This is a genomic window from Amycolatopsis sp. NPDC004772, assembly GCF_053601215.1.
In genome coordinates this window covers 1-17,788 of the sequence record NZ_JBSGBK010000082.1, presented here as the reverse complement: position 1 = coordinate 17,788, position 17,788 = coordinate 1, and the positions used below count along the sequence as shown (strand labels likewise).

Annotated in this window: 18 protein-coding genes; 11 read left to right on the top strand and 7 right to left on the bottom strand. The window is 71.5% G+C overall.

Going from position 1 to position 17,788, the window contains the following annotated elements:
- Nucleotides 1-5: 5 nt before the first annotated feature.
- Together ACWEF6_RS34285 and purE are read left to right on the top strand one after the other, a co-directional pair.
- On the top strand, nucleotides 6-1,190 hold the full coding sequence (locus ACWEF6_RS34285; RefSeq protein ID WP_449686728.1) for a 5-(carboxyamino)imidazole ribonucleotide synthase: 1,185 nt from the start codon (nucleotides 6-8) through the stop codon (nucleotides 1,188-1,190).
- Between the two features lie 14 nt (nucleotides 1,191-1,204).
- Nucleotides 1,205-1,702: a 5-(carboxyamino)imidazole ribonucleotide mutase gene (gene purE, locus ACWEF6_RS34280; protein WP_449686727.1), complete on the top strand. Its 498-nt coding sequence runs from the start codon at nucleotides 1,205-1,207 to the stop codon at nucleotides 1,700-1,702.
- A 140-nt stretch (nucleotides 1,703-1,842) separates the two neighbouring features.
- Here purE and ACWEF6_RS34275 read toward each other — a convergent pair whose 3' ends face one another.
- A complete protein-coding gene (locus ACWEF6_RS34275) occupies nucleotides 1,843-3,519 on the bottom strand; it encodes a class I adenylate-forming enzyme family protein (RefSeq protein WP_449686726.1) in 1,677 nt (558 codons plus the stop codon).
- A 105-nt stretch (nucleotides 3,520-3,624) separates the two neighbouring features.
- Here ACWEF6_RS34275 and ACWEF6_RS34270 point away from each other — a divergent pair, with 105 nt between their 5' ends.
- Entirely contained in the window at nucleotides 3,625-4,782 is a 1,158-nt protein-coding gene (locus ACWEF6_RS34270; RefSeq protein ID WP_449686725.1) for an acyl-CoA dehydrogenase family protein, read from the top strand.
- Between the two features lie 106 nt (nucleotides 4,783-4,888).
- Here ACWEF6_RS34270 and ACWEF6_RS34265 read toward each other — a convergent pair whose 3' ends face one another.
- Both ACWEF6_RS34265 and ACWEF6_RS34260 read right to left on the bottom strand, forming a co-directional pair.
- Nucleotides 4,889-5,662: a class I SAM-dependent methyltransferase gene (locus ACWEF6_RS34265; protein WP_449686724.1), complete on the bottom strand. Its 774-nt coding sequence runs from the start codon at nucleotides 5,660-5,662 to the stop codon at nucleotides 4,889-4,891.
- A gap of 100 nt (nucleotides 5,663-5,762) precedes the next feature.
- Nucleotides 5,763-6,620: a helix-turn-helix domain-containing protein gene (locus ACWEF6_RS34260; RefSeq protein WP_449686723.1), complete on the bottom strand. Its 858-nt coding sequence runs from the start codon at nucleotides 6,618-6,620 to the stop codon at nucleotides 5,763-5,765.
- Nucleotides 6,621-6,756: 136 nt separating this feature from the next.
- On the opposite strand from ACWEF6_RS34260, the gene ACWEF6_RS34255 reads away from it, so the two are divergent.
- From ACWEF6_RS34255 to ACWEF6_RS34245, 3 genes are all read left to right on the top strand, one after another.
- The gene (locus ACWEF6_RS34255) at nucleotides 6,757-7,686 is read left to right on the top strand and encodes an alpha/beta hydrolase (protein ID WP_449686722.1); all 930 of its coding nucleotides are present in this window, start codon (nucleotides 6,757-6,759) and stop codon (nucleotides 7,684-7,686) included.
- 87 nt (nucleotides 7,687-7,773) lie between these two features.
- Nucleotides 7,774-8,703 carry an esterase/lipase family protein gene (locus ACWEF6_RS34250; protein ID WP_449686721.1) on the top strand — a complete coding sequence of 310 codons (930 nt, stop codon included), beginning with the start codon at nucleotides 7,774-7,776 and terminating at the stop codon, nucleotides 8,701-8,703.
- Nucleotides 8,704-8,771: 68 nt separating this feature from the next.
- Nucleotides 8,772-9,197, top strand: coding sequence for a hypothetical protein (locus ACWEF6_RS34245; RefSeq protein ID WP_086844791.1), 426 nt, complete (start codon nucleotides 8,772-8,774; stop codon nucleotides 9,195-9,197).
- Here the strand turns inward: ACWEF6_RS34245 and ACWEF6_RS34240 are convergent.
- Nucleotides 9,194-9,586, bottom strand: a complete 393-nt coding sequence (locus tag ACWEF6_RS34240) for a hypothetical protein (protein ID WP_449686720.1) — start codon at nucleotides 9,584-9,586, stop codon at nucleotides 9,194-9,196. The genes ACWEF6_RS34245 and ACWEF6_RS34240 overlap by 4 nt on opposite strands.
- A gap of 81 nt (nucleotides 9,587-9,667) precedes the next feature.
- Between ACWEF6_RS34240 and ACWEF6_RS34235 the strand changes: the two genes are divergently transcribed.
- Nucleotides 9,668-10,483: a DUF1206 domain-containing protein gene (locus ACWEF6_RS34235; RefSeq protein ID WP_449686719.1), complete on the top strand. Its 816-nt coding sequence runs from the start codon at nucleotides 9,668-9,670 to the stop codon at nucleotides 10,481-10,483.
- 114 nt (nucleotides 10,484-10,597) lie between these two features.
- Entirely contained in the window at nucleotides 10,598-11,038 is a 441-nt protein-coding gene (locus tag ACWEF6_RS34230; RefSeq protein WP_449686718.1) for a DoxX family protein, read from the top strand.
- A gap of 82 nt (nucleotides 11,039-11,120) precedes the next feature.
- Here ACWEF6_RS34230 and ACWEF6_RS34225 read toward each other — a convergent pair whose 3' ends face one another.
- Nucleotides 11,121-11,825 (bottom strand): TIGR03089 family protein, encoded by a 705-nt coding sequence (locus ACWEF6_RS34225; RefSeq protein ID WP_449686717.1) that lies wholly within the window; start codon nucleotides 11,823-11,825, stop codon nucleotides 11,121-11,123.
- Nucleotides 11,826-11,933: 108 nt separating this feature from the next.
- On the opposite strand from ACWEF6_RS34225, the gene ACWEF6_RS34220 reads away from it, so the two are divergent.
- Nucleotides 11,934-12,770 (top strand): NmrA family NAD(P)-binding protein, encoded by an 837-nt coding sequence (locus ACWEF6_RS34220; protein ID WP_449686716.1) that lies wholly within the window; start codon nucleotides 11,934-11,936, stop codon nucleotides 12,768-12,770.
- Here the strand turns inward: ACWEF6_RS34220 and ACWEF6_RS34215 are convergent.
- Nucleotides 12,763-14,043, bottom strand: coding sequence for an LCP family glycopolymer transferase (locus ACWEF6_RS34215; RefSeq protein WP_449686715.1), 1,281 nt, complete (start codon nucleotides 14,041-14,043; stop codon nucleotides 12,763-12,765). The two genes, ACWEF6_RS34220 and ACWEF6_RS34215, sit on opposite strands and share 8 nt — an antisense overlap.
- 37 nt (nucleotides 14,044-14,080) lie before the next feature.
- Nucleotides 14,081-15,607 carry an LCP family protein gene (locus ACWEF6_RS34210; protein ID WP_449686714.1) on the bottom strand — a complete coding sequence of 509 codons (1,527 nt, stop codon included), beginning with the start codon at nucleotides 15,605-15,607 and terminating at the stop codon, nucleotides 14,081-14,083.
- A 137-nt stretch (nucleotides 15,608-15,744) separates the two neighbouring features.
- On the opposite strand from ACWEF6_RS34210, the gene rfbB reads away from it, so the two are divergent.
- Together rfbB and rfbD are read left to right on the top strand one after the other, a co-directional pair.
- On the top strand, nucleotides 15,745-16,734 hold the full coding sequence (rfbB, locus tag ACWEF6_RS34205) for a dTDP-glucose 4,6-dehydratase (RefSeq protein ID WP_449686713.1): 990 nt from the start codon (nucleotides 15,745-15,747) through the stop codon (nucleotides 16,732-16,734).
- A gap of 9 nt (nucleotides 16,735-16,743) precedes the next feature.
- Complete coding sequence (rfbD, locus tag ACWEF6_RS34200; RefSeq protein WP_449686712.1) at nucleotides 16,744-17,631, top strand: dTDP-4-dehydrorhamnose reductase; 888 nt, start codon at nucleotides 16,744-16,746, stop codon at nucleotides 17,629-17,631.
- Nucleotides 17,632-17,788 lie beyond the last annotated feature (157 nt).

The window sequence follows — 17,788 nt, the reverse complement described above, 5'->3', positions numbered from 1 at the left end:
GCGCTATGGACAAACACACCGGTCTGCCCGTCGTGGGCATGGTGGGCGGCGGCCAGCTCGCCCGGATGACCCACCAGGCGGCGATCTCCCTCGGCCAGTCCCTGCGCGTGCTCGCCGCGGGGGAGAACGAAGCCGCGGGGCTCGTCGCCGGCGACGTCACCATCGGCCACCACACCGACCTCGACGCGCTGCGGAAGTTCGCGGCGTCGGTCGACGTGCTCACCTTCGACCACGAGCACGTGCCGGGTGAGCACCTGCTGACGCTCGCGATGGAGGGGCACGTCATCCGGCCCGCGGCGAGCGCGCTGGGGTTCGCGCAGAACAAGCTCGTGATGCGCGAGATGATGGCCGGCCTCGGCGTGCCGGGCCCGGCGTTCGCCGAGGTGTCCTCTGTGGACGACGTGGTGGCGTTCGGCGCCGAGCACGGCTGGCCGGTGGTGCTCAAGGCGGCGACCGGCGGGTACGACGGCCGCGGTGTCTGGATGCTCGACACCGCGCAGCACGCGCGCGAAACCGTGCCGGAGCTGCTGGCCGCGGGCACCGCGCTGCTGGTCGAGGCGAAGGTGGTGATGCGGCGGGAGCTGTCCGCGCTCGTCGCCCGCTCGCCCTTCGGCCAGGGTGCGGCGTACCCGGTGGTCGAGACGGTGCAGGCCGGCGGCATCAACACCGAGGTCCTCGCCCCGGCGCCGGGGCTCGACGACTCGCGGGTGCACGAGGCCCAGGACCTGGCGCTGCGGATCGCGTCGACGCTGGACGTCACCGGGCTGCTCGCGGTCGAGCTGTTCGAGACCGACACCGGGCTGCTGGTGAACGAGCTGGCGATGCGCCCGCACAACTCCGGGCACTGGACCATGGACGGCTCGCGCACGTCTCAGTTCGAGCAGCACCTGCGGGCGGTGCTCGACTACCCGCTGGGCCGGACGGACCTGATCGCGCCCGCGTGCGTGATGGCGAACGTCCTGGGTGCGCCGGAGCTGCCCGGGATGGGGCCGGACGAGCGGCTGCACCACCTGTTCGCGCGATACCCGGAGGCGCGGGTGCACCTGTACGGCAAGCAGGAGCGGCCGGGCCGCAAGCTCGGGCACGTGAACTTCACCGGCGAGCGCATGGAAGACCTGCGCAACCGCGCGCTCCTGTCGGCGCACTGGCTGTCCCACGCCGTCTGGCTCGACGGCTACGAAATCCACTGACGGGAGAGGTCGGTATGGCGCCGCAGGTGGGCGTGATCATGGGCAGCGACTCGGACTGGCCGACGCTGGAGGCGGCGGGCGCGGCGCTGGACGAGTTCGGCGTCGAGTACGAGGTCGGCGTCTACTCGGCGCACCGGACACCGCAGCGCATGCTGGACTACGCGACGTCGGCGGCTTCGCGCGGCCTGCGCGTGATCATCGCGGGCGCGGGCGGCGCGGCCCACCTGCCGGGCATGGTGGCCTCGGCGACCGTGCTGCCGGTGATCGGCGTCCCGGTCCCGCTGAAGTACCTGGACGGCCTGGACTCCCTGCTGTCGATCGTCCAGATGCCGGCGGGTGTCCCGGTGGCCACGGTCTCGGTGGGCGGCGCCCGCAACGCCGGTCTTCTGGCGGTCCGCATCCTGGCGGCTTCCGACGAAGGCCTGCGCGCGAAGATGACGAAGTTCCAGGCGGACCTCGAGAAACTGGTGCTGGACAAGGACGCGGCCCTGCGCGAGAAAACCGGCCACTAGCCGGGCTCGCCGGAGCGCGAGCCGGCCCGGGTGCGTCCCCGGCCGGCCCGGGCGTCGCCGGTTGGCCTGGGCGCGTCGCCCGGCCGGACCGTGCACGGCGCCGGCCGGACCATGCGCGTCCCGGGCGGCCCGCGCCGCGGTCAGCCGTCCAGGTCGCCGACGAGCTGCTGCCTCAGCTCGCGCTTGAGCACCTTCCCCGCCGCGGACACCGGGATCTGCGTCACCACGTGCACCTCGCGGAGCCGCTTGTACGGCAGCACCTTCTCGTTGACCGCGGCCATCAGCGCGTCCGCGTCCAGCGATTCGCGCGGCACCACGAACGCCACCGGCAGCTCGCCGACCTCCGGGTCCGGCCGGCCGACCACCGCGGCCGCCGCGACGCCCGGCATGGTGACGAGCAGCTCCTCGAGCTCGCGGGGGAAGACGTTGTACCCCTTGTACAGCAGCATGTCCTTCTTGCGGTCCACAATGGACAGGTAGCCGTCGTCGTCGAGGATGCCGATGTCGCCCGTGTGCAGCCAGCCGTCCACCAGGGCCGCCGCCGTCTCCTCCGGGCGGTTGCGGTAGCCGAGCATGATCTGCGGACCGCGCAGGCAGACCTCGCCCCGCTCGCCGACGGGCAGCGGGTCTTCGCCGCCCTCGGGCGGGACGATCTTGACCTGCGTGTCGAAGATCGGCACGCCGACCGAGCCGACCTTGCGCGTGCCCGAACGGTACGTCGGCGAGATCACCGCGCCCATCGTCGCCTCGGTGAGGCCGTAGCCCTCGGTGACCACCACGCCCGGGAACCGCTCGCGCAGGGCGTTGATCATCGCGTGGTTCATCGGCGCCGCGCCCGACCCGATCGAGCGGACCGACGAGAGGTCGGCGGTGTGGAACGACGGCGTCGCGAGCAGGGCCGCGAACAGCGCCGGTGCGCCGCCGATGCCGGTGATGCGGAGCCGTTCGGCGTCGGCGACGTACGCCGCCGGGTCGAAGCGTGTGTGCAGGACCATCGTCGTGCCCGCGATCACCGCCGCGTTGAGGCCGCCGATGATGCCCATCGCGTGGAACCACGGCGTCAGGTTGATCGCGACGCCGGTGCCCAGGCGCGACGGCCACTCGTCCTCGCTGCCGACCTGGTCGAGCGTGACGTCGCCGTGCGCGTCGAGCGCCGGGACCGAGCCGGTGCCCCAGCAGGCGTGCTGGAGCGTGTTGACCACGACGTTGCGGTGCGACAGCCGCACGCCCTTGGACCGGCCGGTGGTGCCACCCGTGTAGGCGAGGTGGGCGAGGTCCTCGTCGAGGTCGAGGTCGACGGCCGGGGGAGTCTCCGGCTGGGCGGCGTGGAACGCCTCGAACTCGATGGCGCCCTCGGGCAGGTTGCCGCCGGGCTGGACGACCACGGTGAACCGCGCCGGGATCCGGTCGGCGACGCTCGCCAGCGTGCCCGCGACCGGGCCGAACGTCACCACGGCGGCGGCCTCGCAGTCGGCGAGCTGGAAGGCGAGGTCGTCCGGCGGGAGCAGCGGGTTCGCCGGGCTGAAAGTGGCCCCGGCCAGCAGCGTGCCGTAGTAGGCAACCGGGAAGGCCAGGCAGTTCGGCAGGTGCAGCGCCACGACGTCGCCGCGGCCGATGCCGCGTTCGCGCAGGGCGTTGGCGAACCGGCAGGCGGCCCGGTGGGTCTCGGTGAAGGAGAGACTGCGGCCGTCATGGGCGAAGGCCGTCCGGTCGCCCCAGCGCGCGGCACCCGCCGCCAGGATCGAACCGACGGGGACTTCGGGGTACTCGAGGGAGGCGGGCAGACCGGGCGGCGTCGTCGGCGCGGTGATCGGCATCACCCGACCATACGAACGGTGCGGTCAACGCCACAAGGACGACGTAGGTGAACGAGCGCTAACATCGACAGATCCCTCCCGACGTCGTAGAGAAGGTGACCGGAAGTGACCGACGGCCTGTACCAGCTTGCCGAGGAGCACGAGGAGCTGCGGGCCGCGGTCCGGGCCCTGGCCGAGAAGGAGATCGCGCCGTACGCGGCGGAGGTCGACGAGAACGAGCGCTACCCGATCGAGGCGTACAACGCCCTGGTCAAGTCGGGTTTCAACGCCGTGCACATCGGTGAGGAGTACGACGGGCAGGGTGCGGACGCGGTCGGTGCCTGCATCGTGATCGAAGAGGTCGCGCGGGTCGACGCTTCGGCGTCGCTCATCCCGGCGGTCAACAAGCTCGGTACCCAGCCGATCATCCTGTCGGCTTCGGAGGAGCTGAAGAAGCTCGTGCTGCCCTCGATCGCGTCGGGGGAGGCGTCGGCTTCGTACGCGCTGTCGGAGCGTGAGGCCGGTTCCGACACCGCCTCCATGCGGGCGCGGGCCCGGCTCGACGGTGACCACTGGGTGCTCAACGGCACCAAGTGCTGGATCACCAACGCCGGTGAGTCGTCGTGGTACACCGTGATGGCCGTGACCGACCCGGACGCCGAGAAGAAGGCCAACGGCATTTCGTCGTTCGTCGTGCACAAGGACGACCCGGGCTTCTCGGTGGGGCCGAAGGAGAAGAAGCTCGGCATCAAGGGCTCGCCGACGCGGGAGATCTACTTCGAGAACTGCACGATCCCGGCCGACCGCATCATCGGCGAGCCCGGCACCGGCCTGAAGACCGCGCTGCGCACGCTCGACCACACCCGTCCGACGATCGGCGCGCAGGCGCTGGGCATCGCGCAGGGCGCCCTGGACGCGGCGGTGGCGTACGTCAAGGACCGCAAGCAGTTCGGCAAGGCGATCGCGGAGTTCCAGGGCGTCCAGTTCATGCTGGCCGACATGGGGACCAAGATCGAGGCGGCCCGCCACCTGGTGTACGCCTCGGCGGCGGCCTCCGAGCGCGGCGACAAGCGCGCCGGCTTCATGGCGTCCGCGGCGAAGACGTACGCGTCGGACATCGCGATGGAGGTGACCACGGACGCCGTCCAGCTCTTCGGTGGCGCCGGCTACACCCGCGACTTCCCGGTGGAGCGCATGATGCGCGACGCCAAGATCACCCAGATTTACGAAGGTACGAACCAGATCCAGAAGGTCGTCATGGCCCGCGCCCTGCTCAAGGGCTAGATCGATCTTGGCCCGGTAGTTCGGGTGGCCCTGGTGGTCCAGCAGGCCGCCCGAACACTGTGTCGAAGATCTGCCTCGGCCCCGGTCACGGATTGAGGCCCGTTGGCTAGGCCTTGCTCGCCACCACCGTGTAGTTCTCGGCCTCGGGGTCGAACGTGCTCAGTTCCGTCCGGAGTCCGACCCGGTGCAACTCGGCTTCGAGGTCTTCGTACCGGTAGGGCCAGCTCGACAGCAGTTCCGAGCGGGCGAGAACCGACCCGGCCGGGTCCACTTGCGCGATCGCGATCTCGATGTGGTGCTCGTCCTCCCAGTTCGGCGCAATGTCCCAGCGGTAGACCACGACGGCATTGCGACCGTTCCGGCGGACGAGCCGGTCACCGATGTCCAGCCGGGAACCCCGGGCCCTCACGAGTTCCCACGTGCGGGAGGTGAGCACCAAGCGCCCGCCCCGGTGCAGAAGCCGTGCCATCGACTCCAGCGCGGCCACTCTGCCTCGGGTGCCCTCGGCGTGGTGCAGCGAGTTGCCGACGCAGAACACCATGTCGAAGGTGTCGTCGTCGAAATGGTCGGGCAACTCCTGCCAGTCCGCCCGCACTGTCCGGACAGAGGCATTGAACTCGCCGGACAACTCCGCAGTCCGACGAACCATCGCTTCGCTGGCGTCGGTTGCGACGACGTGCATTCCGAGACCGGCGAGGCCGACCGCCAGCTGTCCGGTCCCGCACGAACAATCGAGGACGTGAGCGTTCGGCGGCAGAAGGCCGAGGACGTCGTCGAACGACGCAGCGAATTCGGCCGGAGCCAGCTTTGCCTCCGAGATGAGCCACTCGTACACCTCGGCCAGCGCGTTGTAGCCACTCACGACCACTACCTCCGTCACGCGGCGGATTCACGGTGGTCATCAGTACATCAGCGGAGCAAGTCGGTCACCAATGGTTTTCGCGAGGGTGGCGCGTCGCTCCTCAGGGGCTGATGCCGGCTCACCCGGTGCGGTTCGGTTCGCTCTCCCACGCCGTCAGGATCGACAGCGCGTCGTGGGACGGCGTGCCCGGTTCTGCCGTCAGGACCATCAGACGCTGGCCCGAACCGTCCGGGCTGGCCCAGGTGTCGCAGTCCAGTGTCAGGCTGCCGACCAGGCTGTGGCGGTAGTGCTTGGTTCCGTAGCTCGCGTTGTTGACGTGGTGTTCCGCCCACCACGTGCGGAAGTCGGGGTCGGCGATCGAGAGGTCGCCGACCAGGCGGGACAGTTCCGGATCGCTCGTGTCCGCCGCCGCCTCCATGCGGAGGGCCGCCACCGCCTCGCGGGCGTCGTGCTGCCAGTTCTCGTGGAGCTCGCGGACCGTCGGGTTCGTGAACAGCAAGCGGAGGTAATTGCGCTGGTGCGAAGGAATCGCCGCGAAGTCGGTGAAGAGGGCCGTGGCCGCCCGGTTCCAGGCGAGGATGTCCAGGCGCCGGCCGAGCACCAGCGCCGGGGTTCCGGTGAGCTGGGCCAGGAGCCGGCCCATGGCCGGACGCACCCGCTGGGCGGGCCGGCGCCTGCGGGGGAGGGCGTCGGCGCGGCCGGCCAGCTCGTACAGGTAGCGCTGCTGGTCTTCGTCCAGGCGCAACGCCCTCGCCAGGGTGATCAGCACCGGTGCCGAGGCCCGGACGCGGCCCTGCTCCAGGCGCGTGTAGTAGTCCACGCTGATCGCCGCCAGCCCGGCGACCTCTTCGCGGCGCAGGCCGGTGACCCGGCGGCCCGCCGCCCGGTCCGGGAGGCCGCAGTCCCGCGGGGTCAGCTGGGCGCGGCGGGCCTTGAGGAACGCGCCCAGCGCCCGGGGGCCGGAATCCGGTGTCATGCCTCCAGTGTCCCCGCGCCGCCGCGCTCGAAGGGGGGCAAGGTCTTTCCCAGGCAGGAACCCGCTCTCCCGCCCGGAGCGGAACCGACGGACTGTAGTGGAGCAACGACCACCACGTCTCGAGGAGAACACCCCGATGGCCAGGACCACCGTCACCTTCGACAGCGCCGGCATCACGCTCGCCGCCCACCTCCACACCCCGGACACGCCGGCCGACGGGCCGTGGCCCGCCCTCGTCGTCGGGCACCCCGGGACCGGGGTCAAGGAGCAGACCGCCGGCACCTACGCGCGGCTGATGGCCGAACGCGGCTTCGTCACCCTCGCCTTCGACGCCGCCTACCAGGGCGAGTCCGGTGGCCTGCCCCGCGGGCTCGAAGACCCCGCCCAGCGGGTGGAGGACTTCAAGGCCGCCGTCTCCTTCCTCGCCACCCGGGCGGAGGTCGACGCCGACCGCGTCGGGCTGCTCGGCATCTGCGCCTCCGGGGGCTACTCGCTCGCCGCTGCCAGGGGTGACCACCGCGTCAAGGCCGTCGCCACCGTCAGCGGGGCCGACGTCGCCCGCCAGTTCCGGTTCGGTGCCGACGGCACCCAGGATCCGGCCGTCTTCCAGGGCCTGCTCGACCTCGCCGCCCAGGCCCGCACCGCCGCCGCGCGGGGGGACGACCCCGGCGTCCTGACCATGTTCCCCGAGACCGCCGAACAGGCCGGTGCGCTCGGCGGTGAGCACGGTGTCGAGGGTTTCGAGTACTACTGCACCCCGCGCGGCGAGCACGAACGGTCCGCGAAGGCCCTCGCCTGGCCGAGCGTCGACAAGCTGGCCTCCTTCGACGCCTTCCACGCCGTTCCGCTCATCGCCCCGCGCCCGCTGCTCCAGATCGTCGGCAGCCGGGCCGTCACCTCCTGGATGGCCGTCGACGTCCACCAGCGCGCCACCGGCCCCAAGGAGCTCCACTGGATCGAGGGCGCGAGCCACGTCGACCTCTACGACAAGAAGGAGTACGTCGACCCTGCCGTCGAGAAGCTCGCCGGCTACTTCCGAGGCGCGCTCGCGACCGACGGAAAATGACCCACTAGGGGGAGGTCCGAACAAGTTACTCGCGCGTTGAACCTGCGGTGACGCGGGTCACCATCGGTTCACAGAGAGGTGAAGCGGATGGGCGCAACGACGCGCAGGTGGCTCACGACGGTCGTCGCCGCGGTGGCGGCACTCGCACTGGGGGCCGGGACCGGTCAAGCGGCCGAACGAGAACCGACCGGGCCCGTGCAGCCCACCATCCTCACCGCCGCCGTCTACTCGCTCGGGGCGCCCACCATCGCTCCTCCCGGGGCGAACGACTGGAACTGCAAACCCAGTGCGCAGCACCCCAACCCCGTTCTCCTCTCCAACGGGACCACCGCCAACGCCTACGAAAACTGGGCCAACCTCTCGCAGAAGCTCGCCGACGCCGGGTACTGCGTCTTCGCCGGGAACTTCGGGGGCGCCCCCGGCTCCTTCCTGCAGACCGTCGGGCCCGTCGCCGACACCGCGAAAGCGCTTGCCGCCTTCGGGGAACGGATCCTCGCCGCCACCGGGGCCGCGAAGCTCGACGTCGTCGGGCACTCGCAGGGCGGGATGAACATCCGGTACTGGATCAAGTACCTCGGGGGCGCGGACAGGATCAGCCGGCTCGTCGGGCTGTCGCCGTCCAACCACGGGACCGATCTCTTCGGGCTGCTGAGCACCCTCGAGATGATCCCCGGGGTCCCGGCCGCGCTCGGGGCCGTCTGCCAGGCCTGCAACGACCAGGCCGTCGGCTCGGACTTCCTCACCGACCTCAACGCCGGCGGGGAAACCGTGCCCGGCATCCGGTACACCGTCATCCAGACCCGCTACGACGACGTCGTGACGCCGTACCGCAGCGCTTTCCTCGCCCCCGCGCCGAACGTGCGGAACATCCTGCTGCAGGACGTCTGCGGCCTCGACTTCACCGACCACCTCGGCATCACCTACGACCCCGTCGCGCAGGGGCTGGTGCTGAACGCGCTCGATCCCGCGCACGCGAAGACGCCGCCGTGTGTCTTCGTGCCGCCCGTCATCAGCTGAGTTTCGCCACATGAGACATAACCCACCGCCGGGGCGGATTTGCGCTCCGGCGGTGTCACTCTCGAAGCATGTACTGGCCGGTTCCGGCGTCCTGGACGCCCCACGACGAAGCCGAGCTGGTCGCCGGCTGGCGGCTGTGGCTCGAGCTGTCCGATCGCGCCTGGCCGACCGCCGCCTGGGACGGGACCCCGGCCGGCGCCGTCCGCCAGCTGCGTGACCTGCTCGCCGCGTGCGACGAGATCGAGACCGCCTACCGCGCGGCCGCCGATGAGCCGTCGCCCGGGTTCCTGAGCCTGACGCAGGGCCTCGCCGTCACCGCGGGCTCGGCGATTTCGCTGTGGTTCGACGACTTCGACCAGCTCGACGGTGAACGCGCGGCCCTGCTGCACGAGGACCTCGCCCGGTTCGCCGAGCAGGCGGAACAGGTCCTGACGCTGCTGGCGGTCAACGGCGGCTGGGCCGGCCTCGACGAGGTGCGGCGCCGCCCGGCCTAAACCGCCGTCGGATCGGTGCCACCCGCCGCGACCGGCCGGAACCGCGTGCCGCACAGGTCGGCCAGCGGGCGGTCCAAGGTCAGCTCCGAGTCCGGTGCGATCGCCCAGCCGAGCTCGACGACCGTGTCGGCCTCCTCCCGGTACTCGACCTGGTGCGTGACGTGCCCGTCGGCCACCGACCATTCGCCGCCGACGGTCAGGTGCAGCCGGGCGGTCAGCCGGCCCGGGGCCGGGACGTGCCAGCGGAACCGGTGCACGAGGAACTCCGTGCTCCAGCTCGCCCAGTACATCCAGCCCGAGCCGTCCGGGCGGAAGCCCAGGTCCGAGTACTCGGGGTCGTTCGGGTAGACCTCCTGTTCCGACCAGTAGCCGAGCAGCGGGTTGTCCATGAGCGGATCGTCCCAGGCACAGCAAGTGATTAGGCCGCTTGGCCGAGCGGAACGGGGTCGGGCGTGGGTACTACAGCAGGCATGAACCGGACAGAGGCCACCGCCGAACGAGGCGAGAAGAGCGACACCGCGCACCTGCTCGGCCGCGCCGGCATGGCGTGCTACGGCGTCGTGCACCTCGTCATCGCCTACCTCGCCCTGCAGGTCGCCTTCGGCGACAGCGAGCAGGCCGACCAAAAGGGCGCCCTGCAACAGATCGGCTCGACGGCGTTCGGGCAGGTCCTGCTCTGGATCGTCGCCGTCGGCCTGATCCTGTTCGGGCTCTGGCAGTTCATGATGGCCGCCACCGGGTACGAGTGGGTCAGCGGCGGCAAGCGGACGCGTAAGCGGATCGGCGCGGCCGCGCGCGGTGTCGTCGTGATCGCGCTGGGCATCAGCGCCATCCGCATCGCCACCGGCAGCGGGGGCGGTGGGTCCAGCAACCAGAACCAGCAGGAGTTCACCGCCAAGCTGCTCCAGCTGCCGGCCGGGCCGGCGCTGGTCGTGATCGCCGCCGCGTGCGTGCTGGGGGTCGCCATCGCCGCCGGCGTCAAGGGCGTGAAGAAGAAGTTCCTCGAGGACCTGAACACGACCGAGCTGCCGGGCAAGACCAAGCGCTGGATCGGCTGGGTCGGCACCACCGGCTACCTGGCGAAGGGGCTCGTCCTGGCCGTCGTCGCGATCCTGCTGGCCATCGCCGGTTTCCAGGCCGACCCGAACAAGGCCGGCGGGCTGGACGCGGCCCTCAAGACCCTCGCCGCCCAGCCGTTCGGCCCGGTTCTGCTCACCGTCGTGGCGCTCGGCCTCGCCGCGTTCGGCGCGTACTGCTTCGGCGCCGCCTGGGCGCACAAGCGCTGAGGGAGTGCCTGTCGGTTTCCTGTCGATCACCGTCCGGAGCTTCGGGTCCGGGTGCTCGGTGCCCTACTTTGAGTCGGGTCAGTTGAATTTTCACCTACCCGGGAGCTGAAACCGATGTTCGGACGATTCAAGGACGTGGCCCTGTTGCTGGGGAGGATCGGCGTCGCGGTCGTCTTCCTCGCGCACGGGCTCCAGAAGTGGAACAGCGGCATCGACGGCACGGCGAAGTTCTTCGAGATGTCGGGCATCCCGCTGCCGACGGCCGCCGCGGTCTTCGCAATGACCGTCGAGATCCTCGGCTCGGTCGCCTTCATCGTGGGCTTCCTGCTGCCGCTCGTCGGCATCGGCTACGTCGTGATCTCGGTCGGCGCGCTGCTCTCGGTGCACATCGACAACGGCCTGACCGGCCAGGGCGGCTACGAACTGGTCCTGGTGCTCGCGCTCGCCGGGCTCGCCCTCGGCTTCAACGGCGGCCGGATCTCGCTCGACCACCTGCTGTGGGGCCGCAAGCGCGCCCGCCGCGACGTCGAAGCGGGCGAGCTGCAGAACGCCTGATTCCCCGGTCTGCCGCGCTTGTCGTGAGTGGTAAGGCGGGTTCTAACCCGCCTTACCACTCACGAGGCCGGGGTGGACTGTGTCAGGCGGGGAGGTCCGCCGTGGTGCGTTCCGCCTCGCGGCGGGCGGCCAGCTTCGCCGGGTCCGCGTTGCTGATGTGGACCAGGTGGACGCCCGCGGCCAGGGGGACGAGCAGGCCGTCGAGGATGCCCTCCGGCTCGGTCCAGTCCCGGGTGGACAGCACCCGGTCGCCGGCGGTGAGGCCGAGTTTCGCCGCGCGAGCCCTGGCTTCGGCCAGCACCTCGTCCACAGTGGACTCGAAGAGCGCGGCCGTGCCGCCGGGGATCGGGACCAGCGGGCGGTACTGGTCGCCGGCCAGCCGCGCCTCGCTCAGGTAGTCGAACGCGCCGCCGCCGGGCGGCTCGGCGAGGCCGCGGCCCATCGGGTCGAGCGTCACGACGGCGGTGGCCGCCGCGCCGGTCGGCTCCGGGTCGTCCGGCCCGACGAACGCCACCCGCGCACCCGCGCCTTCGGCCACCACGCGGGCCCCGCACCACCACGCCCCGAGCAGCACGCCGACGGTCTGCCAGTGCGCCGGGAGCTGCACCGCCACGGCGTCGCCCGGCTCGACGTCGAACTCCTCGGTCAGCCAGTTGGCCGTCTTCGCCGCCCAGTTCGCGGTGGTCGCCACGGACAGCTCGACGCGGCTGCCCAGCTGGTCGTCGTAGTGGGTGATCAACGGTTGGGCGGCCGGCAGCGGGCGCAGCAGCTCGTCGGTCAGGCTCATGGGGACAAGGCTAAAGCGCGGACCGCGCGCCGCGCCGGTTGACACCGGCTGATCGTCCTCAGTACATTTGCTTTGAAAGCAAAGTTATCTCGGAAGCTGGGGGACAGCATGACGATTCTCGTCACCGGGGCCACCGGACACGTCGGGCGCACGGTGGTCGACGCGCTCGTCGCCGCAGGTCAGGACGTCCGCGCGGCGAGCCGTGACGCCGCGAAGCTCGACGTGCCGGACGGCGTCGCGAAGGTGAGCGCCGACCTGGAGGACGCCTCGACGCTGGAGCCCGCGCTCGACGGCGTCTCCGCGGTCTTCCTCTACGTCCGACCTCAGGGCATCGAAGGGTTCGTGAAGGCGGCCGAGGCGGCCGGCGTGCGGCACGTCGTGCTGCTCTCCTCCGGGGCGACGCTCGAGCCGCGGTCGGCGCAGAGCCGCATCGCGCGCCTGCACCGCGTGGTGGAGGAGGCGCTCATCGCCGCGCCGTTCGCCGAGACACTCCTCAACCCGGGCTCCTTCGCGACGAACGCCCTGGGCTGGCGCCGGGACATCGCGGACGGCGTCGTCCGCACGCCGTACCCGGACTCGCGGGCCGGCGCGATCCACGAGCGGGACATCGGCGAAGTGGCGGCCAAGATCCTCGCCGACGGCTCGCACGCGGGGCAGGCGCTGCAGCTGAGCGGGCCGGAGCCGATCAGCTTCCGCGAGCAGGCGGCGGTGCTGGCGGACGTCCTAGGCCGGCCGCTGCGGGTCGAGGAGCTGACGCCGGAACAGGCCGCCGAGCGGATGACGGCGCTCGGCTGGCCGCCCGAGGTGCCGCCGGAGGTCCTGCGCGCGATGGAGCGGACGGTGCGGGAGCCGTCGGTGGTGACGGACGTGGTCCGCGCGGTGACCGGCCAAGCGCCGCGGACGTTCCGTCAGTGGGTGGAGGAGCACCGCGCCGACTTCAGTTGACGCAGGTGACTCCGGGGGAGGCCTCGAGCAGCGGCGCCGCGGCGGGGGCGGCGCCGCTGCCCGAGCCGCCACCGGAACCGCCGCCCGCCGGGACCTGGGCCGCCGCGGCCGGGGCGGGACGGCCCGCCAGGCCCGCCACGAACTCGCGGACCGCCTTCAGGTCGATCTGGACGATGCTCTGCCCGTCCGCGCTGCGGCCGTTCGCCGTCACCACCGGGATCGTCGCGAACGTCAGGTCACCCGACGCGATCCCCTTCGCCTGCTGCGCGAACTGCAGCAGGTCGAGGCCAGGATCCAGGGTCAGCGACCGGTGGACCGCGTCCATCAGGTCGTTCAGCATGCCGGGGCTGGTCAGCGTGCCCGCCGACAGCAGCTGGTGCAGCGCCGACGACAGGAACGCCTGCTGCCGCACGATCCGGTCCAGGTCGCCGCGCGGCAGGTTCTTGCGCTGCCGGACGAACGACAGCGCCTCGCCGCCCGAGACCGTCTGCTCGCCGCGGCGGAAGTTCGCACCCGAGTCCTTGTCCTCGGTCGCGTGGTTCAGGCACACCTTGACGCCGCCGAGCGCCTCGGTCATCAGGTAGAACCCCAGCAGGTTGATCTCGGCGTAGTGGTCGATCCGCACCCGCGTCAGGTCCTGCAGCGCCTGCACCAGCACGCGGCGGCCTTCGGTGTCGGAGTCGCGTTCGATCTTCGCCTGGTCGCGCTCGCCCTGCCCCCGCATCGCCTGCGCCGCGCGCGCCTTCGCCACGCCGTACGCCGAGTTGATCTTGGCTTCGCCGCGGCCCGGGATGGCCGTCCAGGTGTCGCGCGGGATCGAGACCGCCGACGGCTTGCCGCCGTTCTTCGGCACCCGCAGCAGGATCATCGTGTCGGTGTTCACCGCGCCGTCGTTGGCTTCGGTGCGCAGCTGCCGCAGCACCCGCGGCGGCAGCGCGTTGCCCTGCGCGTCCGTGCGGGCGTCGCTGCCGACGAGCAGGATGTCCTCGGCGCCGTCGTCCGCGGGCGGCGGCGCGGGCTCGCCGGCCCGCGGGGTGAGCGCGTCGGTCGTCGGGACCGTGCTCTGCAGCTGGTCCTTGGTGACGTAGACGTAGCCGCTGGCGCCGAGCGCGAGCAGGGACACCAAGCCGACCGCCACGCGGCGCGTCACCCGGCCTGCGCGACGCACCCGCGAAGGCGCAGGCGCTTGCCGCGGAAACGGCGACGGCTTCCAGTCGTCGCTCTCCGTCACCGGTCGGGCTTTCGCCTCCGGTTCTTCCTGGTCGTCTGCCACGCCGGCTTTCCTCCCCCGAACACCCTGCGTACCCAGTCTAGTTGACGCAGGGGACGTCGCCCGCCGTGATCGGCGGCGCGGCGGGGGTGGCCGGGGCCGCGGGCGGCTTCGTGGCCGGCGACGTCGGCGCGCCACCGGCTCCGGCGGCCGAGTTCCGCAGGTCCTTGCCCAGCAGCACGCGCACGTGCCCGGCCGGGACGTCCCGGTCCGGCTCGGCCTGCGCCGCCGTGCCCAGCGCCTGCTTGACCAGGCCCAGCGCGGTGTCGTCGCCCGGGTGGTAGCGGAGGACGGTGGCGTTGCGGGTGCTCAGCCGCTGGTCCGCGGCGAGCGTGAAGCCCTTGCTCTGCAACGTGGCGTGGGTCTGGCCGGCCAGCGACGGCGAACCCGAGCCGTCGAACAGCTCGACCGTGACGGCCTGCGCGCCGGCCAGCTGCGTCGACGTCGGCGTGGCCGGGGTGTCGCCGTCCGACGTCAGCCGCGTCACCTCCGCCGCCACCTGGGCCGGGTCGACGCGCAGCACGTCGGCGCCGCCGATGGTCGCGTTGCCCAGCGTCGGAATGGTATGGAACTCGATCCGGCCGCCGGTCAGGCCGCGCATCTGCTCGGCGAACTCCGTCAGGTCCCAGCCCTGGGACAGCACCACGGACTTCTTCACCGCCGCCACCAGGTCGGCGATCTTGCCGGGGCTGGTCAGCACGTCGGTCGAGATCACCTTGCGGGCCAGCCCGGACAGGAACGCCTGCTGCCGCGCGATCCGGTCGAGGTCGTAGTTGGGCAGGCCGTAGCGCTGGCGGACGAAGGCGAGCGCCTGCACGCCTTCGATCGTCTGGCGCCCGCCCGGCAGGTCGACGCCGGACTTCGTTTCCTTGACCGGACCCTTGAGGCAGACCTCGACGCCGCCGATGGACTTGGTGATCTCGTAGAAGCTCGCCAGGTTGACCTCGGCGTAGCGGTCGATCATGCCCGGCTTGCCGATGAACTTCTCGATCGTGGCGATGAGGTTCTTCCGCCCTGCGACCTTCGCCTGCGCGTCGGCTTCCTTGAGGTCGGTCATGCCCTGGCGCTGCAACGCCCGGTAAGTGTCCGTGTACGCGTAGACGAACGCGCTGTTGAGCTTGTGCTTGCCGAAGCCGCCGGTCAGCTCCACCCACGAGTCGCGGGGGAACGAGATCGCGATCGCCTGCTTCCCGTTCTGGGGGATGTGCACGAGGATCATCGTGTCGGTGTTCAGCTCGCCGTCGGAGACGCCGGCGTGCAGCATGTCCAGCACCTCGCGGGGCAGCGGGTTGCCCTGCGCGTCGGTGCGGCTGTCCTGGCCGACCAGCAGGATGTCGACCGCGCCGTCGAGCGGCTTCGCGTGCGCTTCGGTGTCGGCGAAGACGTTCGTGGTCGTCAGGCCGGTGTTCGGGTCGCCGATGTAGTTCCAGCCGTACCAGGTCAGCGCCAGGATGGCGACGGACAGCAGGGACACCACGACCTTGCCGCCGCGGCGGGCGAAGACCGCGACACCGTGGCCGGTCCGCCCCCGGCGCGCCGGGATGGTCGGCGCAGCCTGTTCGGTCACGCGCTTCCTCCCCTGTGACCCCGTACTTCCCCCAGGACACCAGTGTGTCTCCACCGAGACTCTACTGAGGGTGTTGTGGGACCTCCGTAGGCTGGGGGCGGATTGCCCCTTCCGGGGCGCGAGGGAAAGGCGGGAAGATGCGGGTCCTGGTCACCGGTGGTGCCGGCTTCATCGGGTCGCACTACGTCCGGCAGGTGCTGACCGGCGCCTACCCGGCGTTGCGCGACGCCGAGGTGGTGGTGCTGGACAAGCTCACCTACGCGGGCAACGAGGCCAACCTGGCCCCCGTGGCCGCCGACCCGCGGCTGCGGTTCGTCCGCGGCGACATCTGCGACACGGCACTGGTGGCCGACGTGTTGACCGGCGTGGACCTGGTCGTGCACTTCGCCGCGGAGTCGCATGTGGACCGCTCGATCCTCGGCGCCGCCGACTTCGTGCTGACGAACGTGCTCGGCACGCAGAACCTGCTGCAGGCGGCGCTGGAAGCGGGCGTCTCGAAGTTCGTGCACGTGTCCACCGACGAGGTGTACGGCTCGATCGAGCACGGTTCGTGGTCCGAAGACCACGTGCTGGAGCCGAATTCGCCGTATTCGGCGTCGAAGGCGTCGTCGGATCTGGTGGCGCGGTCGTTCTTCCGCACCCACGGGCTGCCGGTGTGCATCACCCGGTGTTCCAACAACTACGGTCCGTACCAGTTCCCGGAGAAGGTCATCCCGCTGTTCGTGACGAACCTGCTCGACGGCCGGAAGGTGCCGCTCTACGGCGACGGGCTCAACGTCCGTGACTGGCTGCACGTGGACGACCACTGCCACGGCATCCAGCTGGTCGCCGACGGCGGCCGCCCGGGCGAGATCTACAACATCGGCGGCGGCACCGAGCTGACGAACCGCTCGCTGACGGAGAAGCTGCTCGAGGCGGTCGGCGCGGGCTGGGACAGCGTCGAACCGGTCGAGGACCGCAAGGGCCACGACCGCCGGTATTCGGTGGACATCACGAAGATCGGGAGTGAGCTGGGGTACGCTCCGCGCGTCTCGTTCGAGGACGGCCTGGCCGGGACAGTGGCCTGGTACCGGGACAACCGCGCGTGGTGGGAACCCCTCTCCGAGCGGGCCGCGCTGAAGAAGTAGGGGTTTTCTGTGCCACTGACGGTACTCGTGCCCGGGGGATCCGGGCAGCTCGGCCGCGATCTCGCCGCGTTGGCGTCCCCTTCGGTGGACGTCCTGGCGCCCGGTTCGGCCGAGCTGGACGTGACGGTGACGGGCCAGGTCCTGGCCGCGGTCGGGGCACTGGCCGACCGGGCCGCGGAAGCGGGCTCGTCCCCGGTGGTGATCAACGCGGCGGCGTACACGGCGGTCGACAAGGCCGAGACGGACGAGGAGCGGGCGTTCGCGGTGAACGCGGACGGCCCGCGCGTGCTCGCGGCAGCGTGCGCATCCCGCCGGGTACCGCTGATCCACGTGTCGACGGACTACGTCTTCCCCGGCGACGGTACGGCGCCGTACGAACCTTCGGACCCGCTGGGCCCGCGGTCGGCGTACGGCCGCACGAAGGCGGCGGGCGAGGACGCGGTGCTCGGCTCCGGGGCGTCTTCGTGGGTGGTGCGGACCAGCTGGCTCTACGGGCGGTCCGGCACGAACTTCGTGAAGACCATGGCCGCGCTGGAGTCTTCCCGGCCGACGTTGTCCGTTGTGGACGATCAGGTGGGCGGTCCCACGTGGACGGCCGACCTGGCGGCGGGCTTGCTCGAGCTGGCCGCACGGGCGGCTTCGGGAGACGGGCCGGCGCAGCGGGTCCTGCACTGCGCGAACGCGGGTTCGGTGAGCTGGTGCGGATTCGCGCGCGCGGTGTTCTCGCACCTGGGTGCGGACCCGGCGCGGGTTCAGCCGTGCACGACGGCGGAGTTCCCGCGGCCGGCGGCGCGTCCCGCGTACTCGGTGCTGTCGCCGGTTGCCTGGAAGGCGGCGGGGCTGACGCCGCTGCGGTCGTGGGAAGAGGCGCTGGACGCCTACTTCGCCGCCGCGTAGGCCAAGACTCAAGCGCCCCAATGTGGCGGGGGGGGGGGGGGGGGCCCCCCCCCCCCCCCCCCCCCCCCGGGGGCGGGCCAACACCACAGAAGGGCGGGGTGTCGCGGCCGGGCGGGGCCCGAGAGGTGGGCGGCGCGGAGCACCCCCTAGGAAGACC